This is a genomic window from Pseudomonas sp. RIT623, assembly GCF_004519305.1.
Classification (GTDB): Bacteria; Pseudomonadota; Gammaproteobacteria; order Pseudomonadales; family Pseudomonadaceae; genus Aquipseudomonas.
Window position 1 is genome coordinate 99,322 of sequence record NZ_SOZA01000007.1, and the last position, 26,812, is coordinate 126,133.

Consider the following 26,812-nt stretch of genomic DNA (forward strand, 5'->3'; position numbering starts at 1 on the left):
GATAGCCGGCCTGTCGATCGGAGGTTACGCATGCAAGCAATGGATCATCCCACCTACCTGGCCCTGCGCGAGGGCGCCCAGGTGCTGGAAGCCGACGGCTCCGGCGACAAGGTGCTGCGCTTGCGTGACGGGTTGATGCTCAAGCTGTTCCGGCGCAAGCGCCTGCTCAGCTCGGCGCTGCTGTTCCCCTACGCGGGACGCTTCGAGCGCAACGCCCAGGCCTTGCGTGACTTGGGCATTCCCTGCCCCGAAGTACTGGCCACCTATCGCATCGCCAGCATCGAGCGCGACGCCGTGTACTACCGGCCATTGCCCGGGGACACCCTGCGCCAGCTGCTGGACGATCAAGCCCAGGCCCAGCCGCTGCGCAGGCAACTGGGGCAGTTCGTTGCGCGCCTGCACGAAGCCGGGGTGTATTTCCGCTCGCTGCACCTGGGCAACGTGGTGCTGACCCCCGACAACCAGCTGGGGCTGATCGACATCGCCGACCTGCAGCACCAGCGCCGAGCCCTGCGTGACAGCCAGCGCGAGCGCAACTTCCACCATATGCTGCGCTACCCCCAGGACCGCCAGTGGCTGCTGGGCGAGGATGGCGGCGCCACCTTCCTGCAGGGTTATTGCCAGGAGCTGGAGCGGGGCCAGCACAAACCCCGCCCGCGCCTATTGAGCAACCTGCGTCAGTTGCTCGGCTGAGCCGTCAGCGACCAATCACCACGAAGGTCGCTTTCTTGCGGTTGGCAAAGCTGGCCAGCACGCGCATCTGGTGCTGCTCCAGCCAGGCCGTCAGCCAGGGCTCGTCTGGCCGGGCTTCGAACACGAAGTAGTTGTACTGCTGCGCCTTCGGCCCCTCCAGCACCTGCTCGCGCGCGGGCAACGTGGGGTATCCGCGACCCGCGTAGTAGCTGACACGGCTGTCTTCGAAATAGACCTTGGCTTGCGGATCGACGTTGGCGGCGACCCAGCGCCCCGCCTCGACGATATGTGGCTTGCCGGCACCGGTGGAGATGACATTGGCCAGCATGACCAGCAGCGCCACCGCCACCAACGCCTTGCCCAGCCGCGGGAAGCGCTGGGCAAACAGCATCGCGCCCACCGCCAGCAGCGGCAGCGCCAGGAGATTGAGGAAACTCAGGTAACGACTGTTCATGAACTGCTGGGCGATGAAGAACAGCAAGAGCACCAGGCCATAGATCAGCGCAGCCCAGGCAAACGGCCGGAACTCGCGCAAGTAGGTGCGCAGCGCCTGCCAGGTGCCACGCTGCAGAAACGGCAGGCAGAACGGTCCACTCAAGGCAATGAACTTGATGATCAGGGCCGCCAGCAAGCCGAAGAACACGATTCGCCCGGCCTCGTCGCGGGAATACTTGTGCTTGAGGCTGTCACCGAACTGCTCCGCCAATGCCTGGAAAGCCGTCAGCACCTTGCGCGGGTCGACCAAGCCGAGGAAGTAGTCCACTCGCCCCAACGACAAACCACCCTTGGCCAACAGCACCATGGCCGCCGCGATACCGGCAATCAGCGGCACGCAGATGAACTGGACGAATGCCTTCAGGCTGCTGCGTTCGCGCAGGCCAACCAGCATCCACAGGCCCAACGCGCCTTCGAGCATCAGCGCCTCCAGGCGGAACAGCACGGCACCGGCGATCGCCACATGGATGCTGGCCGCGCGCAACCAACCGCCCCGCAGCTGCCATTGCAAGGCCAGCCACAGCGCCAGCACGCTGAAGAACCAGAAGCCATACTCGCGAATGATGTCGTTGCGGAACTGATTGACCGCCGGCATTGCCAGCACCACCAGCAACGCCCAGCCGGCGGCGGCCGGCACGCGCTGGCGTACCGAGTCGACCAGCAGCGCACAGGTACCGGCCATGAACAACGCGCACCACAGGTAGGCGCACCACTCCATCGGCAACCGGGTGACGCCATGGGTGGCGGACAGCAGGAAAGTGAACCACGGCCAGTCGAACGCCTGCCAGGCCACCTGCGGGCCTTCGCTGCTGATGCGTTGGGCGACACTCATGTAGAGCGCCGCGTCGCGGCCCAGCGCGCTGGTACCCAACACGGCGATCAACGAAAGCAACAAGCTACCGATAAATGCCAGTCGTACCGGGTAGGTGCCGACCATCCTTGAAACGTAAGAACCCACCGCGTTCCCCATCCTGTTCAACAGTTAAGTGTGTTTGTTTCAGGCCTTGAGCAAACGCAGGGCCTTGCGCAAATAGGTCCAACGCGCAGCCTGCAAAGGGCTCAGGCGCAGGGCCTTGGCATAGAAGCGCCTTGCCGAGCGGCGGTCGCCAGCCAGCAACGCGGCGCGGAACAGCGACAGGTAGCGCTGCGCCGTATAGCGCCGACGCAGCACCTGGCACTCGGCAGGCAAACTGGAGAACACTTCCCGGACCATGCCCAGGGCGTATTCTTCTTCGTTGTCGCGGTTGTGGCGCAGGCTGTCGGCATGCTTGTGGATGCGCGCCAACGGCTGATTGGTCAATGCGACCTGGGCATTGACCAGCAGGTAGGCGAACACCGGGATATCCTCGCCAGTACGCAGCCCCTGTGGGTACGGACGGCGCAGCAACAGGTCGCGGGCGAACAAGGTGCAGCAGTGCGAAATGGAAATGCGCTTTTCCAGCAGGTAGCGCCGCGCCAGCGCCAGGGCCCCGGCACGCGGCACGGGCGTCGGCAGACGCAGACGCTCCTCGCCGTCGGGGAACACCGAGATCTGCGCCCCCAGCACCAGCCCGGCCTGCGGGTTGGCGGCCAGCACCTCGCGCAGGATGGCAATGGCGTGCGCGGTCAGTTCGTCGTCGGCATCCAGCAGCAGCACATAGGCACCGCGCGCCTGCGCGATGCCGTGGTTGCGCGCGGCTGCCGCGCCCGCATTGGCCTGGTCGAGCACCTGCAGCTGCGGATAGCGCGCGGCATAGCCCGCCAATACTTCACGGGTGTTGTCCGTGGAGCCATCGTTGACCACGATCAGCTCCAGGTCATCCGCCCATTGGCACAACACCGAATCCAGCGCCCGTGGCAACAGGTTCGCGTAGTTGTAGGCCGGCATGACCAGGCTGATCAGCACCTCAGGCGTCGGCATACGCCGGCGCACCGTCTTTGACTACCAGGATGTCTTCCATGATCAGGTACTGCAGGTCCGAGCCGAAGAACATGTTCAGGGCATCGGTCGGCGAGCAGATCATCGGTTCGCCACGACGGTTCAGCGAGGTGTTCAGCGACACGCCGTTGCCAGTCAGGTCCTCGAGGGCCTTCATCATGTCGTAGTAGCGCGGGTTGTACTCACGCTTGAGCACCTGGGCACGGGAAGTGCCGTCCTCGTGGACCACTTCCGGCACACGGGTCTTCCACTCTTCTGCCACTTCGAAGGTGAAGGTCATGAACGGTGCCGGATGATCGATCTTGATCATCTGCGGCGCCACGGTGTCGAGCATCGACGGGCAGAAAGGCCTCCAGCGCTCGCGGAACTTGATCTGGTGGTTGATGCGATCGGCCACGCCCGGCACGCTCGGGCAGCCGATGATCGAACGCCCACCCAGCGCGCGCGGACCGAACTCCATGCGGCCCTGGAACCAGGCCACCGGGTTGCCATCGACCATGATCTTGGCGATCTGCTCGGGCATGTTCTCGAGCTTGCGCCAGGCGGGCTGGTTCGGGTGACGGGCACAGGCGGCGATCACGTCTTCGTTGGAGTACGCGGGGCCCAGGTAGACGTGCTCCATCTTCTCGACCGGCACGCCACGGGCGTGGGATACGTAGGCAGCGGCGCCGACCGCGGTGCCTGCGTCGCCGGACGCTGGCTGGACAAACAGCTCCTTGACGTCGTCGCGGGCGATGATCTTCTGGTTCAGCTTGACGTTCAGCGCGCAGCCACCGGCGAAGGCCAGCTTGCCGGTCTCTTTCAGGGTGTCGCCCAGGTAGTGGTCGATCATCTGCAGCGCCAGCTTCTCGAACAGTGCCTGCATGCTGGCGGCGTAGTGGATGTACGGCTCGTCGGCGATGTCGCCTTCGCGTTTCGGGCCCAGCCACTCGATCAGCTTGGGCGAGAAGTAGAAACCCTTGCCCTTTTCTTTGTAGCGGCGCAGGCCGATGACGTTGGCGTACTCGGTATTGATCACCAGCTCGCCGTTTTCGAAGCTGGCCAGGCGCGAGAAGTCATACTTGCTGGCATCGCCATACGGCGCCATGCCCATGACCTTGAACTCGCCATCGAGCATCTCGAAGCCGAGGAATTCGGTGATCGCGCCATACAGGCCACCCAGGGAATCCGGATCGAAGAATTCCTTGATCTTGTGGATCTTGCCGTTTTCGCCATAGCCGAAGAAGGTGGTGGCGTACTCACCCTTGCCGTCGATGCCGAGGATCGCGGTCTTCTCTTTGAAGCCCGAGCAGTGGTAGGCGCTGGAGGCGTGGGCCAGGTGGTGCTCGACCGGCTCGATCTTGATCTTCTTCGGATCGAAGCCCAGCTGCTCCAGGCACCAGACGATCTTCTTGCGATAGCGCTTGTAACGGCGGTTGCCCATCAGCAGCGCGTCGAGGGCGCGATCCGGGGCGTACCAGTAGCGCTTGGCGTAGTGCCAGCGGGCCTTGCCGAACAGGCTGATCGGGGCGAATGGAATGGCCACCACGTCGACGTCCGACGGTTTGATGCCGGCCTGCTCCAGGCAGAACTTCGCCGACTCGTAGGGCATGCGATTCTTCGCATGCTTGTCACGCACGAAGCGCTCTTCTTCGGCGGCGGCAATCAGCTTGCCGTCGATGTACAGGGCCGCGGAAGGGTCATGGCTAAGGGCGCCGGACAGGCCAAGAATCGTCAGTGCCAAGGGGTTAGCCTCTCAAATCGGTATGAAGTGCGCCACCGGCCATTCAGGCGGATGGCGGCTAAAGGGCGGGATTATAACGCAAAGATGGCGGACACACCGCCCCCTTGTAGGAGCGGCCTTGTGTCGCGAAAGGGGCGCGAAGCGGCCCCAGAGTTTCAGCTTCGCAGCTGAAATTGCAGGGGGCTGCCTTGCAGCCCTTTCGCGACACAAGGCCGCTCCTACAGAGGGGCGCGCACCCCAGGCTACTCGGCGATCAGCCAGTCCATGCGGTAGCTGCCGGCGGTCTGTGCCAGTTCCTTGGCCAGCCACGGCAGCAGTGCCTTGAGCTCGTCCTCAAGGCCCCACGGCGGGTTGGCGATGGCCAGGCCCGAGCCGTTCAGGCCCTGGGGGCTGTCCTGGTGATGCACATACAGCTCCACCCGCAACAGCTTCGGCGCGCCAGTGCTGGTGAGGTCCTGGTAAAAGCGGGTCAGCGAGCGCTGGTCCTTGATCGGGTACCAGATGGCCGCGACGGTCTGGCGCATGCGACCGATCGCCTCCTTCATCGCCACGGTGCAGCGCTTGAGTTCGTCGGCCTGCTCGAACGGCGGGTCGATCAGCATGATCGCGCGCTTTTCTTGCACCGGCAGCAGCGCCCGCGGGATATGCCAGCCCTCGCCCAGGTGCACGGTGACTCGCGGGTCCTTCTTCATGTTCTCTTTGAGCAGCACGCCGTCTTCAGGGTGCTTTTCGTTGAGCTGTGCACGGTCCTGCTCGCGCATCAGGCGGCGAGCCAGTTCAGGCGAGCCTGGGTAGTAGCGCAGCTCGCCGTTCTTGTTCAGGCGCTTGATGACGCCCAGGTAGTCGGCGGTGACGGCCGGCAGGTCATCGCGATTCCACAGGCGGGCGACGCCTTCGAGGTATTCACCGGTACGGCTCGCCTGGTCGCCCTGCAGGTCGTACAGACCAAGCCCTGCATGGGTATCGATATAAGCGAACGGCTGTTCCTTGCGCGACATCAGGGCGATGAGGCGGGTGAGCACGATGTGCTTGAGGACGTCGGCGTGGTTGCCGGCGTGGAAGGCGTGACGATAATTCATGAGGACTCCTGCGGGAGCGCCAAGTTTACCTTGCCTTGCAGCCGGCAAAAAGCATCGCGAGCGATGCGGCGGCCCGACAAGCCCGCCCCCACAAATGCCCGAGGGCGCCTGGGAGCGGGCTTGCCCCACGATAGGGACAACGCCGAGTCAGCAGGTATTACTTGTCGGCGTGATACTGCGCATCAGCGGTTTCAAAGCGCGAAACCATGCTGTTCGACGGGCTGCCAAGCTTGCTCACCACGAAGATCGCGATGCTGGCGAACAGGAAGCCTGGGATGATCTCGTACAGACCCAGGCCGACGTAGCTTTTCCACAGGATCACGGTCAGGGCACCGACGATGATGCCGGCCAGGGCACCGTTACGGGTCATGCCCTTCCACAGCACCGAGATCAGCACTACCGGACCAAAGGCGGCACCGAAGCCGGCCCAGGCGTAGGCCACCAGGCCCAGCACGCGGTTCTCAGGGTTGGCGGCCATGGCGATGGCGATCAGCGCGACGGCCAACACCATCATGCGACCGACCCATACCAGTTCCTTCTGCGAAGCGTTCTTGCGCAGGAAGGCCTTGTAGAAGTCTTCGGTCAGGGCGCTGGAGCACACCAGCAACTGACAGCTCAGGGTGCTCATCACCGCCGCCAGGATGGCCGACAGCAACACACCGGCGATCCACGGGTTGAACAGGATCTTGGCCAACTCGATGAACACACGCTCGTGGTTCTCGGTGACAGGGCCTGCCAGCTCAGGATGCGCCGAGAAGTAGGCGATGCCGAAGAAGCCCACGGCGCAGGTACCGGCCAGGCACAGGATCATCCAGGTCATGGAGATGCGACGGGCGTTGGCGATCGACTTGACCGAGTCGGCGGCCATGAAGCGCGCCAGGATGTGCGGCTGGCCGAAGTAGCCCAGGCCCCAGCCCATCAGCGAAATGATGCCGATGAAGGTAGCGCCCTTGAACATGTCGAAGTGCGCCGGGTTGACCACCTCGATGGCGGCGAAGGTCTGGTCGAAGCCACCGGTGGAGATCAGCACGATCACCGGGGTCAGGATCAGCGCGAAGATCATCAGCGACGCCTGCACGGTGTCGGTCCAGCTCACCGCCAGGAAGCCACCGACGAAGGTATAAGCAATGGTCGCCGCGGCACCGGCCCACAGGGCGGTCTCGTACGGCATGCCGAAGGTGCTTTCGAACAGGCGGGCGCCAGCAACGATGCCGGAGGCGCAGTAGATGGTGAAGAACACCAGGATGACGATTGCCGAGATGATCCGCAGCAGGCCGGTCTGGTCTTCGAAACGACTGGAGAAGTAGTCCGGCAGGGTCAGGGCGTCACCGTTGTGCTCGGTCTGCACCCGCAGACGGCCAGCGACGAACAACCAGTTCAGGTAGGCGCCGACGGTCAGGCCGATGGCGATCCAGGCCTCGGAAAGGCCGGCGAAGTAAATGGCGCCCGGCAGGCCCATCAACAGCCAGCCGCTCATGTCCGATGCGCCGGCGGAAAGCGCGGTGACCACGCTGCCGAGACTACGGCCGCCGAGAATATAGTCGGAAAGGTTCTTGGTGGAGCGATAGGCGGCGAAGCCGATCAGCACCATTGCCGCAATGTAGACCACGAAGGTGATCGTTAGTGGATTGCCCATGAGTTGTGCCCTGGCGTTGTTTTTATCTCTTGCGACCGCCGTGCAGCAGACGGTTGCACCCAGGCGGCGCATCCTATGCAACAACATGAATCAGGTGCAACCATTTTTCATTTGCAAGTTGCACCCGACCCTGCATTTTCAGAAAAAACCCTTTTCTTGCTCCATTTCGGAGCAAAAACAGCCTTTTTCATACTTAAATGCACCAAAGATGGCCATTTCGGCTGTTCAGAAACGCCCTTCAGACGAGTTGCACCCAAGGCACGAAAAATTCGGGTTGCACCCGGTTGCACCCCAATTGTCCTACAGGCTAATCTTGCCGCCAGCTTAGGCCACATCCGTGGCCAATAACGAGGATAAGAAATGGCGACGACCACCCTTGGGGTCAAACTCGACGACCCGACCCGTGAGCGACTCAAAGCAGCTGCGCAGTCCATCGACCGCACGCCGCACTGGTTGATCAAGCAAGCGATCTTCAACTATCTCGAGAAGCTCGAGGGTGGCGCCACCCTGAACGACCTCAACGGCCATGCCGCCGCTGGCGACGACGCCGGCGAAGTCGCCGCCGACCACGCCCACCAGTGCTTCCTGGAGTTCGCCGAAAGTATCCTGCCGCAATCGGTACTGCGCTCGGCGATCACCGCCGCCTACCGTCGCCCCGAGCAGGAAGTGGTGCCGATGCTGCTGGAGCAGGCACGCCTGCCAGCCGCCCAGGCCGAAGCCACCAACAAGCTGGCCGCAAGCCTGGCCGACAAGCTGCGCAACCAGAAGAGCGCCGGTGGCCGCGCCGGTATCGTCCAGGGCCTGCTGCAGGAGTTCTCGCTGTCCTCGCAAGAAGGCGTGGCGCTGATGTGCCTGGCCGAAGCCCTGCTGCGCATCCCCGACAAAGGCACCCGTGACGCACTGATCCGCGACAAGATCAGCACCGGCAACTGGCAGCCGCACCTGGGCAACAGCCCGTCGCTGTTCGTCAACGCGGCGACCTGGGGCCTGCTGCTTACCGGCAAGCTGGTCAGCACCCACAACGAATCCGGCCTGACCTCCTCGCTCACCCGCATCATCGGCAAGAGCGGCGAGCCGATGATCCGCAAGGGCGTCGACATGGCCATGCGCCTGATGGGCGAGCAGTTCGTCACCGGCGAGACCATCGCCGAGGCCCTGGCCAACGCCAGCAAGTTCGAAGCCAAGGGCTTCCGCTACAGCTACGACATGCTCGGCGAAGCCGCGCTGACCGAGCACGACGCGCAGAAATACCTGGCCTCCTACGAGCAGGCGATCCACTCGATCGGCAAGGCCTCGCACGGCCGTGGCATCTATGAAGGCCCGGGCATCTCGATCAAGCTCTCGGCCCTGCACCCGCGCTACAGCCGCGCCCAGTACGAGCGCGTGATGAGCGAGCTGTACCCGCGCCTGCTGTCGCTGACCCTGCTGGCCAAGCAATACGACATCGGCCTGAACATCGACGCTGAGGAAGCCGACCGCCTGGAGCTGTCGCTGGACCTGCTCGAGCGCCTGTGCTTCGAGCCGTCGCTGGCCGGCTGGAACGGTATCGGCTTCGTCATTCAGGCCTACCAGAAGCGCTGCCCGTACGTGATCGACTACGTCATCGACCTGGCCAAGCGCAGCCGCCACCGCCTGATGATCCGCCTGGTGAAGGGCGCCTACTGGGACAGCGAGATCAAGCGCGCCCAGGTCGAGGGCCTGGAAGGCTACCCGGTGTACACCCGCAAGGTGTACACCGACGTGTCCTACGTCGCCTGCGCACGCAAGCTGCTGGCCGTGCCAGAAGCGATCTACCCGCAGTTCGCCACGCACAACGCCCACACCCTGTCGGCCATCTACACCATCGCCGGGCAGAACTACTACCCGGGCCAGTACGAGTTCCAGTGCCTGCACGGCATGGGCGAACCGCTGTACGAGCAAGTCGTGGGCAAAATCTCCGAGGGCAAGCTGAACCGTCCGTGCCGCGTGTACGCACCGGTCGGCACCCACGAGACCCTGCTGGCCTACCTGGTCCGCCGCCTGCTCGAAAACGGCGCCAACACCTCGTTCGTCAACCGCATTGCCGACCACTCGATCTCCATCCAGGAACTGGTTGCCGACCCGGTCGCCAGCATCGAGCGCATGGGCACCCAGGAAGGCAGCATCGGCCTGCCGCACCCGCGCATCCCGATGCCGCGTGAGCTGTATGGCAGCGAACGGGCCAACTCGGCCGGTATCGACATGGCCAACGAACACCGCCTGGCGTCGCTGTCGTGCGCCCTGCTGGCCACCGCCCACAACGACTGGAAAGCCGCCCCGCTGCTGGCTTGCGCCGCCAGCGAGCAGCCGACCGCGCCGGTGCTCAATCCGTCCGATCATCGCGATGTGGTCGGCCATGTGCAGGAAGCCACCGTCGCCGACGTCGACAATGCCATCCAGTGCGCACTGAACGCCGCACCGATCTGGCAGGCCACTCCGCCCGCCGAGCGCGCCGCGATCCTCGAACGCGCCGCCGACCTGATGGAAGCCGATATCCAGCCGCTGATGGGCCTGCTGGTGCGCGAAGCCGGCAAGACCTTCGCCAACGCCATCGCCGAAGTGCGCGAGGCGGTGGACTTCCTGCGCTACTACGCGGTGCAGGCACGCAACGACCTGCGCAACGACAGCTGCCGCCCACTGGGCCCGGTGGTGTGCATCAGCCCGTGGAACTTCCCGCTGGCGATCTTCTCCGGCCAGGTGGCCGCGGCCCTCGCCGCCGGCAACCCGGTGCTGGCCAAGCCGGCCGAACAGACCCCGCTGGTCGCCGCCCAGGCCGTGCGCCTGATGCTCGAAGCCGGCATCCCCGAAGGCGTGCTGCAACTGCTGCCGGGCCAGGGCGAAACCGTCGGCGCCGGCCTGGTCGGTGACGAGCGCGTCAAGGGCGTGATGTTCACCGGCTCCACCGAAGTCGCCCGCCTGCTGCAACGCAACATTGCCGGACGCCTGGACAACCAGGGCCGTCCGATCCCGCTGATCGCCGAAACCGGCGGCCAGAACGCGATGATCGTCGACTCCTCGGCGCTGACCGAGCAGGTGGTGATCGATGTGGTGTCTTCGGCCTTCGACAGCGCCGGCCAGCGTTGCTCGGCCCTGCGCGTGCTGTGCCTGCAGGAAGACTCCGCCGACCGCGTGATCGAGATGCTCAAGGGCGCCATGGCCGAAAGCCGCCTGGGCAACCCAGAGCGCCTGTCCGTTGACATTGGCCCGGTGATCGACGCCGAAGCCAAGGCCGGCATCGAGAAGCACATCCAGGGCATGCGCGACAAAGGCCGCAGCGTTTACCAGGTGGCCATCGCCGAGGGTGAAGAGATCAAGCGCGGTACCTTCGTGATGCCGACACTGATCGAACTGGAAAGCTTCGACGAGCTCAAGCGCGAAATCTTCGGCCCGGTACTGCACGTGGTGCGCTACAACCGCAAGGACCTGGACCAGTTGATCGAGCAGATCAACGCTTCCGGCTACGGCCTGACCCTGGGCGTGCACACCCGCATCGACGAGACCATCGCCAAGGTGGTGGACAACGTCAACGCCGGCAACATGTACGTCAACCGCAACATCGTCGGCGCCGTGGTCGGCGTGCAGCCGTTCGGCGGTGAAGGCCTGTCCGGCACCGGCCCGAAAGCCGGCGGCCCGCTGTACCTGTACCGCCTGCTGTCGACCCGCCCGGCCGACGCCATCGCCCGCCACTTCCAGGCCGACGACGCGCGCGTTGCCGCCGACACCACTCTGCGCGACCAGCAGCTCAAGCCGCTGACCACCCTCACGACCTGGGCGGCCAGCAGCCAGATGAGCGACCTGACCGCGCTGTGCGAGCAGTTCGCCGAGCAGTCGCAGAGCGGCATCAGCCGCGTGCTGCCAGGCCCAACCGGCGAGCGCAACACCTACAGCGTGCTGCCACGCGAACACGTGCTGTGCCTGGCCGACAACGAGGCCGACCTGCTGGCCCAACTGGCGGCGGTACTGGCCGTGGGCAGCTCGGCGGTGTTCCAGGACGGCGAGCCGGCCAAGACCGTGCGCGCTCGTCTGCCGAAGGAGCTGCAAGCGAAGATCAAGCTGGTGGCTGACTGGAGCAAGGACGAGGTGGCCTTCGACGCGGTCATCCACCACGGTCACTCCGACCAGCTGCGCGGCGTCTGCGAACAGGTGGCCAAGCGTGCCGGCGCGATCGTCGGCGTGCATGGGCTGTCGAGCGGCGATCACCAGATCGCCCTGGAGCGCCTGGTGATCGAGCGGGCGGTGAGCGTGAACACCGCGGCAGCGGGTGGTAACGCCAGCTTGATGACCATCGGCTGACACCGACGGTCTAACAAAAGGAGAGCTTCGGCTCTCCTTTTTTGTGGGCGCTAGGCCTAATCGTCATAGTGGTAACGGCACTGCAGGATGGTCAGGGTTCCCGCCTCGTAGAAGTAGACCAATCGGTGTTCGCGAGTGATACGGCGAGACCAGAAACCTGACAAGTCGCCTTTGAGCGGCTCTGGCTTGCCGGTGCCTTTGAAAGGGCTGCGCAGACACTCACAGATCATCGTGTTGATGCGCTGGAAGATAGCGACATCACTGTTTCGCCAGTGGCCGTAGTCTTCCCACCCCTCGGCAGTGAAGGCCACGCTTGTGGTGCTTCGCGCCTCAGTCTTGTTTCGTTGCTTGGCTTTCACATTCATCGAGTGCCAGTTCCTGGGTAACGGCCTTACCAGCCCGGAGCTGAGCAATGGAAGCGCGAAGACGCTTGGCGTTCGCGGACGACTCCAGCAGGTACATGGTCTCGCGCATGCCGTTGTAGTCCTCGAGCGAAATCATCACGACCGGCTCGCCACGCTGACGTGTGATGACTGCCGGCTCATGGTCCCGGCATACGTCGTCCATTGTCTGCTTCAGGTCGGCGCGTGCCTGGCTGAACGTCAGTACATGCATTTTTCTTTCCTTTCCAGGTACCGCCTGGATCAGTTCTCGGTGGTCAACAGGCCTTGATGGCAGGTCGGCGCTGTACAACCTGCCTGCCAAACATTGTACAAACTTGCGTACAACTCGCAAGGCCGAACCCTGAAACTATTTGGAGAACTGATTGCCGTTGGGAAAGGTGGATATGGAACCGGAATTCCCGCAGCGGCAGAACAGCGTTAAATCCTGCTGCCATGTAGGAGCCGTCCCAAACCGGCGCTTGGCGCGATATCAAGACAGCCCCACTCCCGCAGCAGTACCCAGTGGCGTGAGAGCGGGGTTGCCCCTCGATGTCCTTTTGGGGCGTTAACGCCCCATGCCCAGTTCGGCATCGTCCATCAGCGCCTTGGCCAGCGCGCTCAGGTAATACGACGCCCAGAGCAACTGGGGCTTTTCCTCCATGATCCCGGTGATGGTCAGGTCGCGTACGCAGCCCATCAGTTCCGAGGCCTGGTCGCGGGCGTGCTGGCAGGGGATGCCGGGCTCGATGCAGAACAGCGGGTCGGTCATGCCTTCGCCTTGATAGAACTTGGTCTTGCCGGCGGTGGTGGGGGTGTTGCCTGTGGTCATGGTTGTTCTCCCTGAAATGGTCGGTGCCCCGCGATGTGACTCAATGCAACGTCGGCGCCTGCGCTGGCATCTGCACCTGGATCAACGCCGCTTCGAGCAACACACGCAGCGATTCCATTTCATGCATCGACGCCATCATCAACACGGCGGCCGGCGACCTGGGTTTGAGCTGTACGGCGTGATGGGCCACGGTCAAGGCGCACAGGGCGTATTCGGTGGCCTGGATGAGGGTGTCTTCGAGGGAGTGAGGGTTGTGGGGTGGATCGGGGACAATCTTCAGCATGATGAATCCTCAATTTGAGATGGAACCATCACCGTTCGCTGTCAAACAAAGGGTGGCAGCTGTACATGGGTTGACAGACCGGTCAAATAGAGGAAACCCGGCGCACCCAAAGATGCCCCACGCACAGCCGCCATAAAGACAAAGCCATACGGTTCGTATTTGAGTCGGCCTGTCAAAGCCGGTCGCTGATTTTGCAGCGACCGTCCGAGACTAGAGACCAACCCAGAGCACCGCAATGGCTTGAAAGGGCTTGGCAGTATGTTTGGGAATTGGACTACATGGAATAGGGAAAGTCTTGGAATATGCGTAGGAAACGCACTTCGGCTCGGCCATCAGAGCCATAGGGGTGACTGGAAAACTGCGATCAATTTGAGGCTAAGCGGCCATCAGGCCGACTTCTTTTTCACCGTAAAATCAACTTCCAGATCGGCGTTCGCCAGAATATTCACCAGTGCATCCAGCGAAAACTTGTCTATCTTGCCATTGAGCAAGTCACTCAAGCGTGGCTGAGTCAGATGCAGTCGCCGTGCTGCATCTTTCTGCGGCAGATCCCAGGATCGGACCATCTTGGTCAACACCCGCATCAGCTTCGCCCGAAGCCGCAGGTTCTCGGCCTCTTCGGGTGAGTCGAACAGCGCATCCCATACTGAAGTGGAGCGTTCGTTTGTCATCGCAAATCCCTCTGTGCATCCATCTCGTTCATACAGTACTGCCGGTTCTGGCTCAGCAGGCGCCCAACAATTTGTACCGCGCTCTCGCCAGATCGATATCACGCTTTTCCGTCTTCTCGGTCGTCTTGCGAAACGCGTGCAGGACGTAAACCGCTTCTGGTCTACTCACGACGTAGAACACTCGAAATGCCCCGTCCCGACACTTGATGCGGATTTCTCGCGTCCCCGGACCAACGCTTTCCATTGGCTTCCAGTCGAAGGGGTCTTCACCGTCCTGAATCAGCTCCAGCTGGTACCCGGCCCGCTGCCTTGCCACAATCGGAAAGTCCCGCAGGTCCTGCTTGCTGCTACCCAACCATTCGATTGGCTTTTGCTCATCATGCATCCTGCACGCTCCCGCCAATGCACTTGCCTGGCTTGTCCTTATCGGAGGCGTAAGCTCTCCATGAGCGGCAACGATAAAACTATATCGATATCGATATAAGGGCAATTGCGTGACAAGACTTTGCGACGAGTAACACCCAGGTCCATAGCGCCCGGCGCAACCCAGGGAGGCCTGGGCGATGGCAACTTCTGCCCCCATATCACCCACACCAATTAACCTGTCCCCTGCCCCACCACCCCGCCTAGACTCGCTGCATCCCGAACCAGGAATGCAGCCATGTCCGAGCAACTCCTCAGCAGCCGCAACCTCGCCTTCGAACTCTACGAAGTCCTCGACGCCGAGGCCCTGACCCAGCGTCCGCGCTTCGCCGAGCACAGCCGCGAGACCTTCGACGCGGCGCTGACCACCGCCCGCACCATTGCCGAAAAGTACTTCGCCCCGCACAACCGCAAAGGCGATGAAAACGAGCCCCGCTACGTGGACGGGCACGCCGAGCTGATCCCGGAAGTGAAACCGGCCGTGGACGCCTTCCTCGAAGCGGGCTTCCTCAACGCCAACCGCGACTTCGAAGTCGGCGGCATGCAGCTGCCCAGCCTGGTATCGCAAGCCTGCTTCGCCCACTTCCAGGCGGCCAACGCTGGCACCACGGCCTACCCGTTCCTGACCATGGGCGCGGCCAACCTGATCGAGAGCTTCGGCAGCGAAGAACAGAAGCGCCTGTTCCTGCAGCCGATGATCGAGGGCCGCTACTTCGGCACCATGGCCCTGACCGAGCCCCATGCCGGCTCGTCACTGGCCGATATCCGCACCCGCGCCGAACCCGCAGGCGACGGCAGCTACCGGCTCAAGGGCAACAAGATCTTCATCTCCGGCGGCGACCACGAGTTGTCCGAGAACATCGTGCATATGGTCCTGGCCAAGCTGCCGGACGCACCAGCCGGGGTGAAGGGCATCTCGCTGTTCATCGTGCCCAAGTACCTGGTCAACCCCGACGGCAGCCTGGGTCCGCGCAACGATGTGCTGCTGGCCGGCCTGTTCCACAAGATGGGCTGGCGCGGCACCACCTCCACCGCGCTTAACTTCGGCGACAACGGCCAGTGCGTCGGCTACCTGGTCGGCCAGCCGCATCAGGGCCTGGCCTGCATGTTCCAGATGATGAACGAGGCGCGCATCGGCGTCGGCATGGGCGCGGTGATGCTCGGCTACGCCGGTTACCTGTATTCACTGGAGTACGCCCGCCAACGCCCACAGGGCCGCCTGCCGGACAACAAGGACCCGCACAGCCCCGCCGTGCCGATCATCGAGCACAGCGACGTCAAGCGCATGCTGCTGGCGCAGAAGGCCTACGTGGAGGGTGCTTTCGATCTGGGCCTGTACGCCGCCCGGCTGTTCGACGACACCCACTCTGCGCCGGATGAAAACACCCGCCAGCAAGCCCAGGAATTGCTCGACCTGCTCACCCCGATCGTCAAGTCCTGGCCTTCGGCGTTCTGCCTCAAGGCCAATGAACTGGCAATCCAGATCCTCGGCGGCCATGGCTACACCCGCGAATACCCGGTCGAGCAGTACTACCGCGACAACCGCCTCAACCCGATCCACGAAGGCACCGAGGGCATCCAATCTCTCGACCTGCTGGGCCGCAAGCTGGCACAGAGCGGCGGCTCCGGGCTCAAGCAGCTGATCCGCCTGATCGCCGGCACCTGCGAGCGCGCCAGCCATCACCCGAACCTCGACACACTGCGCCAGCCGCTGGAGCAATTGGTCAATCGCCTGCAGAGTGTGACCCTCGTCCTGCTCGGCGATCTAGCCCAGGGTAAAGTCGCCGGCGCACTGGCCAACTCGGCGCTGTACCTCAAGGTGTTCGGCCATTGCGTGCTCGGCTGGCGCTGGCTGGAGCAGGCCATTCATGCCGAAGTCGGTCTGCTCAAGGGCGGCGACCGCGATTTCTACCAGGGCAAGCTCCAGGCCGCGCGTTATTTCCTCACCTGGGAAGTACCGGGCTGCCATAATGACCTCGCGTTGCTCGAGGCCCGCGACGACACTTGCCTCGCAATGCAAGAGGGGTGGTTCTAGGGGGAGCCACCGCGCACACGGAGGTTCCCGCATGTTCGATTCCAGCGCCCTGCTGCGCCAGCGCTTCGCCGCGCTGCGCAGCACGGCCGAAGTGTTCTCGCTTCGCCATGTGAAGCAATCGCACCAGTCCCTGTCGGTTCGACGCAACGTCGCCGAACCGCCGTACTTCAGCCGCGACGAAGGCGCCATGCTCACCGTACGGGTTGCTGGCGTCGAGGCCTACGCGGCCACCGCCGACCTGTCGCAGGGCGGCCTGCAAAGGGCCCTGGAGCAGGCCGAGGCACTGGCCCGGCGAATCAAGGCGCACAGCCTGCTCGACCTCAGCGGCCAACCCGCGCCAAGCGCGCGCCACGACCATGTCTCGCCGAACTTCGCGCAAGCCCTGCCAAACCTCGCCGACTGCCTTGATCTGCTCGCCGCCGAATCGGCCAGCGTGCCCAAGGACGAACGCCTGGTGGACTGGCAGGCCAGCCTGGGCATCAGCCTGGTCGAGCAGACCTACCTGAACTCCGCCGGCGCCGAACTGCGCCATGCCCAACGCTTCATCTACCCAGGCCTGGGCGTCACCGCCAGTAACGGCCAGGACAGCCAGAGCCGCACCCTGGGCCGCGACAACTTCGGCCAGCAGGGTGGTTTCGAGGTGATCGAGCGCTGTGGCCTGGTCGGCGCGGCCCGCCGCGTGGCCGACGAAGCGCTGCAATTGCTGCTGGCGCCCAATACACCCAGCGGCACCCGCGACCTGCTGCTGATGCCCGACCAGATGATGCTGCAGATCCACGAGTCCATCGGCCATCCGCTGGAAATGGACCGCATTCTCGGCGACGAACGCAATTACGCCGGCACCAGCTTCGTCAAGGTCAGCGACTTCGGCCATCTGCAATACGGCTCGACGCTGCTCAACGTGACCTTCGACCCAACCATCGGCGAAGAACTGGCCAGCTACAGCTTCGACGACGACGGCACCCCGGCCCGCAAGCAGTTCCTGATCCGCGACGGCCTGTTGCAGCGCCCGCTGGGCGGCGCCCTGTCGCAACTGCGCTCAGGCCTGGACGGCGTGGCCAACAGCCGCGCCTGCGGCTGGAACCGCGCGCCGATCGACCGCATGGCCAACCTCAACATCGAGCCGGGCGAGCAGACGCTTGCGCAACTGATCGCCGGCATCGAGCACGGCATCCTGATGCGCACCAATCGCTCGTGGTCCATCGACGACGCGCGCAACAAGTTCCAGTTCGGCTGCGAGTGGGGCCAGTTGATCGAAGACGGCGAGCTCAAGGGCATCGTCAAGAACCCGAACTACCGCGGCATCTCCGCCGACTTCTGGCGCAACCTGTCGGCGGTCGGTGATCGCAGCACCTTCCAGGTGCTCGGCACGCCCAACTGTGGCAAGGGCGAGCCCAACCAGGTGGTGCGGGTTGGCCATGCCTCGCCGGCCTGCGTGTTCCGCCAGATCGACGTATTCGGGGGAGACGCCTGATGAGCAGTTATCAACAACGTTTCGAAGACCTGCTCGGCGCCCTGCGTGACGCCGTGGCGGCAGATGAGCAGTTCACCCTCGGCTACAGCGCCGAGCACTCGCAGTTCGTGCGCCTGAACCATGCCAAGGTGCGCCAGGCCGGGCTGGTCAGCCAGGCCAGCGTACAGCTGCGGCTGGTTCGCGAAGGCCGTCAGGCCGAGCAGCACATCACCCTGGGCGACGATGTCGGGCTCGACCGCCAGCGCCTGCAAGAAGGCCTCGAGCAACTGCGCCAGACCCTGCCGCTGCTGCCGCTAGACCCCTACCTGAGCCTCGACGAAAGCGCCTGGCACAGCCACAGCCTGCTGCAGCCGACGCTGCCTGAGCTGGACGAAGTGCTGGCCTTGATCGCGCGCGAAGCCGGCGACCTGGACCTGGTCGGCATCCATGCCGCCGGCCCCATCTGCCGGGGTTTCGCCAGCTCCTTCGGTGCCTTCGGCTGGCACCAGGCCAACAGCTTCAACATCGACTGGAGCCTGTTCCACGCCAATGGCGAGGCGGTCAAAGCCAACTATGCCGGCCAGCACTGGAGCGCCGAGACCTTCGTCGCGCGCCTGCGCCAGGCCCGCGAGCAGCTTGCGCATCTCGGCCGCCCGGCGATCACTCTCAAGCCCGGCAGCTACCGCGCTTACCTGGCCCCGGCGGCGATGGACGAGATCGCCGGCATGCTTGGCTGGGGCGGTTTCTCGGCCCAGGCCCTGGCCACCGGCAACAGCCCGTTGCAGCGCCTGTACAACGGCGATGCGCGGCTAAGCTCGCAGGTGTGCTTCAGCGAACAGATCAGCGGCTCGCTGAGCCCGGCGTTTTCCGATGAAGGCTCACCACGCCGCGACCTGCTGCTGATCAACGAAGGCCAGGCACGGGAACGCCTGGTCAGCGCCCGCAGCGCCGCCGAGTTCGCCCTCCAGGCCAATGGCGCCGACAGCTACGAGTCGCCCTGCGCGCTGAGCCTGGCACCGGGTAACCTGCCCGGCGAGCAGATTCTTGAACGCCTGGGCACCGGCCTTTATATCAGCAACCTCTGGTATCTGAACTACTCGGACCTGCCAGCGGCGCGCATGACCGGCCTGACCCGCTTCGCCACCTTCTGGGTGGAAAACGGGCAGATCCAGGGGCCGGTGAGCACCATGCGTTTCGACGACAGCCTGTACAACCTGCTGGGCAGCCAGCTGGAGGACCTGACCCAGGAGCGCGAGATGATCCTGTCGACCAGCACCTACAGCGAACGCAGCACCGGGTCGAGTCATCTGCCTGGGGCGCTGGTCAAAGGGCTGACCCTGACCTTGTGATCAGCAGGATCGAGCTGTTCGCCGGCCAGCCGGCTCCTACAGGAGGTTGTCCGTAGGAGCCGGCTTGCCGGCGAACAGCTCGGAACGCACAACAGGAGAGGCCAATGCCCGATCGTGCCCCGCTGGACCCCGTCACCGCTCGCTGGATCCCCTGGGTGGTGGCCATCGCCTTCTTCATGCAATCGCTGGACGGCACCATCCTCAACACCGCGTTGCCGGCCATGGCCCGCTCGCTGGCCGAGGACCCGCTGCGCATGCAGGGGGTGATCATCGCCTACATGCTCACGGTGGCCCTGTTGATCCCGGCCTCGGGCTGGATCGCCGATCGGTTCGGCACCAAGCGCATCTTCTTCAGCGCCATCCTGCTGTTCAGCTTCGGCTCGCTGTTGTGCGCCATGGCCAACAGCCTCGGTTTCCTGATCTTCGCCCGGGTGGTGCAAGGCCTCGGCGGCGCACTGATGCTGCCGGTCGGAAGGCTGGTGGTGTTGCGCGCCTACCCGCGCAGCGAACTGGTGCGGATCATGAGTTTCATCACCATCCCAGGCCTGCTCGGCCCGCTACTCGGCCCGACGGTGGGCGGCTGGCTGGTGGAAATCCTCAGCTGGCACTGGATCTTCCTGCTCAACCTTCCGGTGGGCGCCGTGGGTTGCTATGCGGTGTGGAGGTTCATCCCCGACCTGCGCGGCGCCGAGCGCACCACCTTCGACGGGCCGGGCTTCCTATTGTTCGGCGCGGCGATGGTGCTGATCACCATCGCCATGGAGGGCCTGGGCGAACTGCACCTGCCGCACCTGCGGGTGATGCTGTTGCTGTTCGCCGGCATGGCCTGCCTGGCCGCCTACTGGCTGCGCGCCGGACGTGACCCGGAGCCACTGTTCTCACCGTCACTGTTCCGCGTGCGCACTTTCGCCATCGGTATCCTCGGCAACCTGTTCGCCCGCCTGGGCAGCGGCGCGCTGCCGTTTCTGGTGCCGTTGCTGCTGCAGGTGGCGCTGGGCTACTCGCCGGCCCAGGCCGGCATGAGCATGATTCCGCTGGCAGCGGCGGCGATGCTCGCCAAGTCGGTCGCCCGGCCGCTGATCGAGCGCCTGGGCTACCGCATCGTGCTCACCGGCAACACCCTGCTGCTGGGTCTGCTACTGGCCAGCCTCGGGCTGGTCGACGAGCAGACGCCGTATGCGGTGCTGCTGGCGCAGCTGGCCATGCTGGGCGCGGTGAACTCGATGCAGTTCACGGCGATGAACACCGTGACCCTGATCGACCTCGACGACGCCAGCGCCAGCAGCGGTAACAGCTTGTTGTCGGTGGTCGCGCAACTGTCGCTGAGCCTGGGCGTGGCCTGCGCCGGCGCCCTGCTCGGCGGCTTCACCGCCGCCGGCAGCGCCGATGGCGTGGAGACCACCCTGGGCGCGTTCCAGCTGACCTTCGTCACTATTGGCGTGATGGCCATGCTGGCGGCGGCGATCTTCCTGCAACTGGCGCCGACAGACGGAAGGCGCGCCCGTCGTCCGGAAGAGCACGTCGAGTCGTAGGGCGAATGGCCATGAGGCTGGTAGACTGTGCGACATTTTTCGCTTTGCACAACAGGCCCGCCTCGTGACCGTTGAAAACACCGCCTTTGCCACCCTCCCGCTGTCCACCGCCATGCTGGCCAACCTGGACGCCCTGGGCTATGCCTCGATGACCCCGATCCAGGCCCAGAGCCTGCCGGTCATCCTCAAAGGCCAGGACCTGATCGCCCAGGCCAAGACCGGCAGCGGCAAGACCGCCGCCTTCGGCATCGGCCTGCTCAACCCGATCAACCCGCGCTACTTCGGCTGCCAGGCGCTGGTGCTGTGCCCAACCCGCGAACTGGCCGACCAGGTGGCCAAGGAGTTGCGCCGCCTGGCCCGCGCCGAGGACAACATCAAGATCCTCACCCTGTGCGGCGGCGTCTCGCTGGGCCCGCAGATCGCCTCGCTGGAGCACGGCGCGCATATCATCGTCGGCACCCCGGGCCGTATCCAGCAACACCTGGACAAGGGCACCCTGGTGCTCGACGGGCTCAACACCCTGGTGCTCGACGAGGCCGACCGCATGCTCGACATGGGCTTCTTCGACGCCATCGCCAACATCATCGGCAAGACCCCGACGCGCCGCCAGACCCTGCTGTTCTCGGCCACCTACCCAGCCGGCATCGAGCAACTGGCCAAGGACTTCATGCGCCAGCCGCAGCAGGTCAAGGTCGAGGCGCTGCACAGCGATAGCCAGATCGAGCAGCGTTTCATCGAGATCGACCCGCAGCAACGCCTGGAGGCGGTAACCCGTGTGCTCGGCCACTACCGCCCGCAGTCCTGCGTGGCGTTCTGCTTCACCAAGCAGCAGTGCGAGGACGTGGTTGCCCACCTCACCGCCAAGGGCATCGTCGCCCAGGCCCTGCACGGCGACCTGGAGCAACGCGACCGCGACCAGGTGCTGACGATGTTCGCCAACCGCAGCAGCTCGGTACTGGTGGCCACCGACGTCGCCGCCCGCGGCCTGGACATCGATGGCCTGGACCTGGTGATCAACGTCGAGCTGGCCCGTGACGCCGAGATCCACGTGCACCGCGTCGGTCGCACTGGCCGCGCGGGCGAGAAAGGCGTGGCGATCAGCCTGGTGGCTCCAGCCGAAGGCCACCGCGCCCAGGCCATCGAGGACCTGCAGAGCAAGCCGCTGCGCTGGGAGCAGTTGGACAACCTCAAGAGCAAGGGCGGCGAGCCGCTGCTGCCGGCGATGACCACCCTGTGCATCGGCGCCGGGCGCAAGGACAAGCTGCGCCCGGGCGACATCCTCGGCGCGCTGACCGGCGACGCCGGGCTGCCGGGCAAGCAGGTGGGCAAGATTGCCATCTTCGACTTCGTGGCGTTCGTCGCCGTGGAGCGGGCGGTGGCCAAACAGGCCATGCAGCGCCTGAACAGCGGCAAGATCAAGGGCCGGGCCCTGAAAGTCCGTATCGTCTGACCTATTTTGGGGTCGCTTCGCGACCCTTTCGCGGCACAAGGCCGTTCCTACAGGGGATCGCGTACATCCTGTAGGAGCGGCCTTGTGCCGCGAAAGGGCTGCACAGCAGCCCCGGCAATTCTGAAGAGGTAACACCGTGCACTCCACCGACGTGATCATCCTCGGCGCCGGCGCCGCCGGCCTGATGTGCGCATTGCTCAGCGCCCAGCGCGGGCGCCGGGTGCTGGTGCTCGACCACGCCAACAAACCGGGCAAGAAGATCCTCATGTCCGGCGGCGGGCGCTGCAACTTCACCAACATGTACACCGAGCCCGCCAACTTCCTCTCGCACAACCCGCACTTCTGCAAGTCGGCGCTGGCCCGCTACACCCAGTGGGACTTCATCGAGCTGGTGTGCAAGCACGGCGTGCCGTACCACGAGAAGAAGCTCGGCCAGCTGTTCTGCGACAACAAGTCCAGCGACATCCTCGACATGCTCCTGGCCGAGTGCGACCAGGCCGGCGCCGAGCTGCGCATGAACACCAGCATCGACAAGATCGAAAAGACCGCGGCCGGCTACACCCTGCAGACCAGCGCCGGCCCATTCATCTGCCAGTCGCTGGTGATCGCCACCGGCGGCCTGTCGATCCCGACGCTCGGCGCCAGTGGCTTCGGCTATCAGGTTGCCCGCCAGTTCGGCCACGAACTGCTGCCCACCCGCGCCGGCCTGGTACCATTTACCATCACCGAGCCCCAGCTCAAGGCACTGTGCACCGAGCTGTCGGGCACCTCGCTGGACTGCATCGCCAGCTGTAATGGCACGAGCTTTCGCGAGAACCTGCTGTTCACCCACCGCGGCCTGAGTGGGCCAGCGATCCTGCAGATCTCGTCGTTCTGGGAGGCCGGCGACACGGTGGAAATCAACCTGCTGCCCGATCGCGACGCGCTGCAATGGCTGCAAGGCCAGCAGGCCGAACGTCCCAACAGCGAGCTGAAGACCGTGCTGGGCGAGGTGTTCACCCGCAAGCTGGCCAACCTGCTGGCCGAGCAGTGGTTCGTTTCGAAACCGCTGAAGCAGTACACACCGGCGGAATTGACCCAGGTCGCCGAACAGCTGTCGGCCTGGCAGGTGGTCCCGGCCGGCACCGAAGGCTATCGCACCGCCGAGGTCACGCTCGGTGGCGTGGATACCCGCGAGGTGTCCTCCAAGACCATGGAATCGCTGAAAAGCCCGGGGCTGTACTTCATCGGCGAGGTACTGGATGTCAGCGGGCACCTGGGAGGCTTCAACTTCCAGTGGGCCTGGGCATCGGCCAACGCGGCGGCGCAGTTCGTATAGAGTAGAATCCATTCAGCAGCACGGAACGCTTCTTGCTGGTCTGTGCTCGGAGTGCCATTTCGGGGCTGCCTTGCAGCCCTTCGCCGGCAAGCCGGCTCCTACAGGAAAGCGCAATCCCCCGTAGGAGCCGGCTTGCCGGCGAACGGCCTCGAAGCTACTCAACCGATCTCAGCCCAGGGCCATCATGTCATCGAGCTCGTTCCGCCATTCATTGCGTCGCCTGTGGGGCCAAGACAAGTTCAGCTACGCCATCCGCGTGACCATCGCCCTCACCGGCAGCATGGCCTGGTGCTGGTACCAGAACGAGATGAGCCTGCTGATCCCGTTGTTCCTCGGCATCATCGCCAGCGCCCTGGCCGAGACCGACGACGGCTGGCAAGGCCGCCTCAGCGCCCTGGCCGTGACCCTGGTGTGCTTCGCCATCGCCGCGCTGTCGGTGGAGCTGCTGTTCCCCTACCCCTGGATCTTCGCCATCGCCCTGGCCCTGGCGGCCTTCGGTCTGACCATGCTCGGTGCCCTGGGCGAACGCTACGGGGCAATCGCCTCGGCCACGCTGATCCTCTCGGTGTACACCATGATCGGCGTCGACCAGCGCGGTGGCCAGGTCAGCGACTTCTGGCACGAACCGCTATTACTGGTGGCCGGCGCGGCCTGGTACGGAATGCTGTCGGTGCTGTGGCAGGCGCTGTTTTCCAACCAGCCGGTGCAACAAAGCCTGGCCAGGCTGTTCTACGAGCTGGGGAGCTACCTCAAGCTCAAGGCCAGCCTGTTCGAGCCGGTGCGCACCCTCGACGTCGAGGCCACGCGCCTGGAGCTGGCCCGGCAGAACGGCAAGGTAGTGGCGGCACTCAACGCCGCCAAGGAAATCATCCTGCACCGGGTCGGCAACAGCCAGCCCAACTCCAAGGTCAGCCGCTACCTCAAGCTGTACTTCCTGGCCCAGGACATCCATGAGCGGGTCAGCGCCTCGCACTATCCGTACAACGCCCTGACCGACGCCTTCTTCCACAGCGACGTGATGTTCCGCTGCCAGCGTCTGCTGCGCAAACAGGGCGCGTCCTGCCAGGAACTGGCCCGCTCGATCCGCCTGCGCCAGCCGTTCGTGCTGGCCAGCGGCTACCCCGAGGCCCTGGAAGACCTCAACGCCTCGCTGGAGCACCTGCGCACCCAGCACAACCCGGCTTGGCGCGGCCTGCTACGCTCACTGCGCGCCCTGGCCGCAAACCTGTCGACCCTGGACCGCCTGCTCAGCGCCGCCAGCAACCCGGACAGCCTGGCCGATGCCAGCGACAGCAGCCTGCTCGACCGCTCGCCGCGCAACCTCAAGGACGTGTGGAAGCGCCTGCGCACCCAGCTGACGCCGACCTCGCTGCTGTTCCGTCATGCCTTGCGCCTGTCGCTGGCATTGTCAGTAGGCTACGGCATGGTGCACCTGATCCACCCGACCCAGGGCTACTGGATCATCCTCACCACCCTGTTCGTCTGCCAGCCCAACTATGGGGCGACCCGGCGCAAGCTGGTGCAGCGCATCTTCGGCACCGCCGTTGGCCTGACCGTGGGCTGGGCGCTATTCGACCTGTTCCCCAACCCGCTGGTGCAATCGGCGTTCGCGGTGGTGGCCGGGGTGGTGTTCTTCGTCAACCGCACCACCCGCTACACCCTGGCGACGGCCGCGATCACCCTGATGGTGCTGTTCTGCTTCAACCAGATCGGCGATGGCTACGGGTTGTTCCTGCCGCGCCTGTTCGACACCCTGGTCGGCAGCCTGATCGCCATCCTCGCGGTGTTCCTGTTCCTGCCCGACTGGCAGGGGCGGCGTTTGAACAAGGTGCTGGCCAACACCCTGGCCTGCGCCAGTGAATACCTGCGCCAGATCATGCAGCAGTACGCCCATGGCAAGCGCGACGACCTGGCCTACCGCCTGGCCCGGCGCAATGCGCACAACGCCGACGCGGCGTTGTCCACCACGTTGGCCAACATGCTGATGGAGCCCGGACATTTCCGTAAGGAAGCCGATGTGGGCTTCCGCTTCCTGGTGCTGTCGCACACCTTGCTCAGCTACTTGTCGGGGTTGGGCGCGCACCGTGATACCGCGCTGCCGGCGGAGGTGCATGAGCACTTGATCGATGGCGCCGGGAAAGCCCTGGCGGCGAGCCTCGACGAAATTGCCAATGGGCTAGCGGCGCGGCTACCGGTGGCGATCCACAGCGATGCCGAGGAAGCCCTGGCCAACACCCTGGAGCAGATGCCCGAGGAACTGGACGAGCATCAGCGCCTGGTGCAGACGCAATTGGCGCTGATCTGTCGCCAGCTGGGGCCGTTGCGGACCTTGGCCGGGCATCTGATCAAGGAAGGTCAACCCGCCTGATCGCGCGGCGGGCTCAGAAACCATGCTGGCGCAACAGGCGGGCGTAGCTGCCGTCGGCCTTCATGGTGGCGATGGCCTTTTCGAAACGCGCCACTATCTTCTTGTGCTCTGGGTGCTTGAGGCTTACCAGGATGTGCAGGCTGTTCTCGCCCAGCGGCGGGTCGACGAAGGCCACGCCCTCACGCACCTGCTGCGGCTCGCGCTGCAAGTTGTAGCGCGCCACGTATTCATCCTCCACCGCCAGGTTCACCCGCCCGGCCGCCAGCATGCGCACCGCCGACGAAAAGTTGCGCACCAGCACCTTGTTCAGGCGTTCGTCGCGGTCGAATTCGGGGGAATAGGCGTAATCGCGCACCACGGCGATGGTGTAGGGGTACAGGTCAGCCTGACGGACATAGGCAAAAGCCTCGCCTTCACGTTTGAGCAGGCGGATGCGGTTGACCAGGTAGGTCGCGGAGAACTGGCCGATCAGGGTGCGCTCCTGGTTGTACCAGGCATTGATCAAAACATCGTAGCGTCCCTCGCCCACCCCCATCAGCGCTCTGGCCCAGGGCACCTCCTCGAACTCGGTGGCATAGCCGGCGCGGGTCAGCGCGGTGGTGACGATACTGGTGGCCAGGCCGCCGCCGGGCATTGCGCTGTCGGTGAACGGCGGCCAGCTGTCGGCCACCAGCCGCAGCTTGCCATGGGCCATGGCTGGCCCCGCGCATAACAGTCCCAGTAACCCAAGAACGCAAAGCAGTGGCCGCATGCTCAAATCCTTTCGCAGTTGGGGGCCCACGCTGGTGATGGCGATCTCTATTTGCAACCACGATTGCAGATTACACAAGCCGCATCCTGGCGACAGCGGACGATAGTGTCAT

22 protein-coding genes are annotated in these 26,812 nt (G+C 64.6%); 10 read left to right on the forward strand and 12 right to left on the reverse strand.

The window, feature by feature from the left end:
• Positions 1 to 30 precede the first annotated feature (30 nt).
• Positions 31 to 693 carry a phosphotransferase gene (locus E3U47_RS07355; RefSeq protein ID WP_134690343.1) on the forward strand — a complete coding sequence of 221 codons (663 nt, stop codon included), beginning with the start codon at positions 31 to 33 and terminating at the stop codon, positions 691 to 693.
• Positions 694 to 697: 4 nt separating this feature from the next.
• Here E3U47_RS07355 and E3U47_RS07360 read toward each other — a convergent pair whose 3' ends face one another.
• The 5 genes from E3U47_RS07360 to putP form a co-directional block, all read right to left on the reverse strand.
• A complete protein-coding gene (locus E3U47_RS07360; RefSeq protein WP_256660242.1) occupies positions 698 to 2,146 on the reverse strand; it encodes a hypothetical protein in 1,449 nt (482 codons plus the stop codon).
• Between the two features lie 39 nt (positions 2,147 to 2,185).
• Positions 2,186 to 3,088 carry a glycosyltransferase family 2 protein gene (locus tag E3U47_RS07365; RefSeq protein WP_134690345.1) on the reverse strand — a complete coding sequence of 301 codons (903 nt, stop codon included), beginning with the start codon at positions 3,086 to 3,088 and terminating at the stop codon, positions 2,186 to 2,188.
• Positions 3,075 to 4,829, reverse strand: a complete 1,755-nt coding sequence (locus E3U47_RS07370) for a carbamoyltransferase (protein WP_134690347.1) — start codon at positions 4,827 to 4,829, stop codon at positions 3,075 to 3,077. The genes E3U47_RS07365 and E3U47_RS07370 overlap by 14 nt, the downstream gene beginning before the upstream one ends.
• Positions 4,830 to 5,071: 242 nt before the next feature.
• Positions 5,072 to 5,908, reverse strand: a complete 837-nt coding sequence (locus E3U47_RS07375) for a 23S rRNA (adenine(2030)-N(6))-methyltransferase RlmJ (RefSeq protein ID WP_134690349.1) — start codon at positions 5,906 to 5,908, stop codon at positions 5,072 to 5,074.
• A 157-nt stretch (positions 5,909 to 6,065) separates the two neighbouring features.
• The gene (putP, locus tag E3U47_RS07380; RefSeq protein ID WP_167659446.1) at positions 6,066 to 7,544 is read right to left on the reverse strand and encodes a sodium/proline symporter PutP; all 1,479 of its coding nucleotides are present in this window, start codon (positions 7,542 to 7,544) and stop codon (positions 6,066 to 6,068) included.
• Between the two features lie 75 nt (positions 7,545 to 7,619).
• Here putP and E3U47_RS24920 point away from each other — a divergent pair, with 75 nt between their 5' ends.
• Together E3U47_RS24920 and putA are read left to right on the forward strand one after the other, a co-directional pair.
• A complete protein-coding gene (locus E3U47_RS24920) occupies positions 7,620 to 7,892 on the forward strand; it encodes a hypothetical protein (protein WP_167659447.1) in 273 nt (90 codons plus the stop codon).
• 12 nt (positions 7,893 to 7,904) lie between these two features.
• Entirely contained in the window at positions 7,905 to 11,855 is a 3,951-nt protein-coding gene (gene putA / locus E3U47_RS07385) for a trifunctional transcriptional regulator/proline dehydrogenase/L-glutamate gamma-semialdehyde dehydrogenase (RefSeq protein ID WP_134690351.1), read from the forward strand.
• A 56-nt stretch (positions 11,856 to 11,911) separates the two neighbouring features.
• On the opposite strand, the gene E3U47_RS07390 is transcribed toward putA, so the two are convergent.
• From E3U47_RS07390 to E3U47_RS07415, 6 genes are all read right to left on the reverse strand, one after another.
• The gene (locus tag E3U47_RS07390; RefSeq protein ID WP_134690353.1) at positions 11,912 to 12,220 is read right to left on the reverse strand and encodes a Txe/YoeB family addiction module toxin; all 309 of its coding nucleotides are present in this window, start codon (positions 12,218 to 12,220) and stop codon (positions 11,912 to 11,914) included.
• On the reverse strand, positions 12,186 to 12,470 hold the full coding sequence (locus E3U47_RS07395) for a type II toxin-antitoxin system Phd/YefM family antitoxin (RefSeq protein ID WP_023630627.1): 285 nt from the start codon (positions 12,468 to 12,470) through the stop codon (positions 12,186 to 12,188). Before E3U47_RS07395 ends, E3U47_RS07390 begins: the two co-directional genes overlap by 35 nt.
• A 333-nt stretch (positions 12,471 to 12,803) precedes the next feature.
• Entirely contained in the window at positions 12,804 to 13,067 is a 264-nt protein-coding gene (locus E3U47_RS07400; RefSeq protein WP_134690355.1) for a DUF3077 domain-containing protein, read from the reverse strand.
• A 40-nt stretch (positions 13,068 to 13,107) separates the two neighbouring features.
• Positions 13,108 to 13,350, reverse strand: a complete 243-nt coding sequence (locus tag E3U47_RS07405; RefSeq protein WP_046854291.1) for a hypothetical protein — start codon at positions 13,348 to 13,350, stop codon at positions 13,108 to 13,110.
• Positions 13,351 to 13,736: 386 nt separating this feature from the next.
• Positions 13,737 to 14,021: a helix-turn-helix domain-containing protein gene (locus E3U47_RS07410; protein WP_134690357.1), complete on the reverse strand. Its 285-nt coding sequence runs from the start codon at positions 14,019 to 14,021 to the stop codon at positions 13,737 to 13,739.
• A gap of 52 nt (positions 14,022 to 14,073) precedes the next feature.
• Positions 14,074 to 14,406, reverse strand: a complete 333-nt coding sequence (locus tag E3U47_RS07415) for a type II toxin-antitoxin system RelE/ParE family toxin (protein WP_134690359.1) — start codon at positions 14,404 to 14,406, stop codon at positions 14,074 to 14,076.
• A gap of 276 nt (positions 14,407 to 14,682) precedes the next feature.
• On the opposite strand from E3U47_RS07415, the gene E3U47_RS07420 reads away from it, so the two are divergent.
• The 7 genes from E3U47_RS07420 to yccS all read left to right on the forward strand — a co-directional run bounded on the left by E3U47_RS07420 (position 14,683) and on the right by yccS (position 25,949).
• Entirely contained in the window at positions 14,683 to 16,479 is a 1,797-nt protein-coding gene (locus tag E3U47_RS07420; RefSeq protein WP_134690361.1) for an acyl-CoA dehydrogenase, read from the forward strand.
• 31 nt (positions 16,480 to 16,510) lie between these two features.
• A complete protein-coding gene (locus tag E3U47_RS07425; RefSeq protein WP_134690363.1) occupies positions 16,511 to 17,953 on the forward strand; it encodes a TldD/PmbA family protein in 1,443 nt (480 codons plus the stop codon).
• On the forward strand, positions 17,953 to 19,281 hold the full coding sequence (locus E3U47_RS07430) for a TldD/PmbA family protein (RefSeq protein WP_134690365.1): 1,329 nt from the start codon (positions 17,953 to 17,955) through the stop codon (positions 19,279 to 19,281). Before E3U47_RS07425 ends, E3U47_RS07430 begins: the two co-directional genes overlap by 1 nt.
• Before the next feature lie 104 nt (positions 19,282 to 19,385).
• The gene (gene mdtD / locus E3U47_RS07435) at positions 19,386 to 20,813 is read left to right on the forward strand and encodes a multidrug transporter subunit MdtD (protein ID WP_134690367.1); all 1,428 of its coding nucleotides are present in this window, start codon (positions 19,386 to 19,388) and stop codon (positions 20,811 to 20,813) included.
• A 112-nt stretch (positions 20,814 to 20,925) separates the two neighbouring features.
• Positions 20,926 to 22,263: an ATP-dependent RNA helicase DbpA gene (gene dbpA, locus E3U47_RS07440; protein WP_256660243.1), complete on the forward strand. Its 1,338-nt coding sequence runs from the start codon at positions 20,926 to 20,928 to the stop codon at positions 22,261 to 22,263.
• A 136-nt stretch (positions 22,264 to 22,399) separates the two neighbouring features.
• Complete coding sequence (locus tag E3U47_RS07445; RefSeq protein WP_134690371.1) at positions 22,400 to 23,581, forward strand: NAD(P)/FAD-dependent oxidoreductase; 1,182 nt, start codon at positions 22,400 to 22,402, stop codon at positions 23,579 to 23,581.
• 184 nt (positions 23,582 to 23,765) lie between these two features.
• Positions 23,766 to 25,949 carry a YccS family putative transporter gene (gene yccS / locus E3U47_RS07450; RefSeq protein ID WP_134690373.1) on the forward strand — a complete coding sequence of 728 codons (2,184 nt, stop codon included), beginning with the start codon at positions 23,766 to 23,768 and terminating at the stop codon, positions 25,947 to 25,949.
• A gap of 13 nt (positions 25,950 to 25,962) precedes the next feature.
• On the opposite strand, the gene E3U47_RS07455 is transcribed toward yccS, so the two are convergent.
• Entirely contained in the window at positions 25,963 to 26,700 is a 738-nt protein-coding gene (locus E3U47_RS07455) for an ABC transporter substrate-binding protein (protein ID WP_134690375.1), read from the reverse strand.
• Between the last annotated feature and the right edge of the window lie 112 nt (positions 26,701 to 26,812).

What these genes read in the sequence shown, in the direction of transcription:
- E3U47_RS07355 (WP_134690343.1), top strand. Translation starts at nt 31, where the DNA reads ATGCAAGCAATGGATCATCCCACCTACCTGGCCCTGCGCGAGGGCGCC.
- E3U47_RS07365 (WP_134690345.1), bottom strand. Translation starts at nt 3,088, where the DNA reads ATGCCGACGCCTGAGGTGCTGATCAGCCTGGTCATGCCGGCCTACAAC.
- E3U47_RS07375 (WP_134690349.1), bottom strand. Translation starts at nt 5,908, where the DNA reads ATGAATTATCGTCACGCCTTCCACGCCGGCAACCACGCCGACGTCCTC.
- putP (WP_167659446.1), bottom strand. Translation starts at nt 7,544, where the DNA reads ATGGGCAATCCACTAACGATCACCTTCGTGGTCTACATTGCGGCAATG.
- E3U47_RS24920 (WP_167659447.1), top strand. Translation starts at nt 7,620, where the DNA reads ATGCAACAACATGAATCAGGTGCAACCATTTTTCATTTGCAAGTTGCA.
- putA (WP_134690351.1), top strand. Translation starts at nt 7,905, where the DNA reads ATGGCGACGACCACCCTTGGGGTCAAACTCGACGACCCGACCCGTGAG.
- E3U47_RS07390 (WP_134690353.1), bottom strand. Translation starts at nt 12,220, where the DNA reads ATGAATGTGAAAGCCAAGCAACGAAACAAGACTGAGGCGCGAAGCACC.
- E3U47_RS07395 (WP_023630627.1), bottom strand. Translation starts at nt 12,470, where the DNA reads ATGCATGTACTGACGTTCAGCCAGGCACGCGCCGACCTGAAGCAGACA.
- E3U47_RS07400 (WP_134690355.1), bottom strand. Translation starts at nt 13,067, where the DNA reads ATGACCACAGGCAACACCCCCACCACCGCCGGCAAGACCAAGTTCTAT.
- E3U47_RS07405 (WP_046854291.1), bottom strand. Translation starts at nt 13,350, where the DNA reads ATGCTGAAGATTGTCCCCGATCCACCCCACAACCCTCACTCCCTCGAA.
- E3U47_RS07410 (WP_134690357.1), bottom strand. Translation starts at nt 14,021, where the DNA reads ATGACAAACGAACGCTCCACTTCAGTATGGGATGCGCTGTTCGACTCA.
- E3U47_RS07415 (WP_134690359.1), bottom strand. Translation starts at nt 14,406, where the DNA reads ATGCATGATGAGCAAAAGCCAATCGAATGGTTGGGTAGCAGCAAGCAG.
- E3U47_RS07420 (WP_134690361.1), top strand. Translation starts at nt 14,683, where the DNA reads ATGTCCGAGCAACTCCTCAGCAGCCGCAACCTCGCCTTCGAACTCTAC.
- E3U47_RS07425 (WP_134690363.1), top strand. Translation starts at nt 16,511, where the DNA reads ATGTTCGATTCCAGCGCCCTGCTGCGCCAGCGCTTCGCCGCGCTGCGC.
- E3U47_RS07430 (WP_134690365.1), top strand. Translation starts at nt 17,953, where the DNA reads ATGAGCAGTTATCAACAACGTTTCGAAGACCTGCTCGGCGCCCTGCGT.
- mdtD (WP_134690367.1), top strand. Translation starts at nt 19,386, where the DNA reads ATGCCCGATCGTGCCCCGCTGGACCCCGTCACCGCTCGCTGGATCCCC.
- dbpA (WP_256660243.1), top strand. Translation starts at nt 20,926, where the DNA reads ATGCTGGCCAACCTGGACGCCCTGGGCTATGCCTCGATGACCCCGATC.
- yccS (WP_134690373.1), top strand. Translation starts at nt 23,766, where the DNA reads ATGTCATCGAGCTCGTTCCGCCATTCATTGCGTCGCCTGTGGGGCCAA.
- E3U47_RS07455 (WP_134690375.1), bottom strand. Translation starts at nt 26,700, where the DNA reads ATGCGGCCACTGCTTTGCGTTCTTGGGTTACTGGGACTGTTATGCGCG.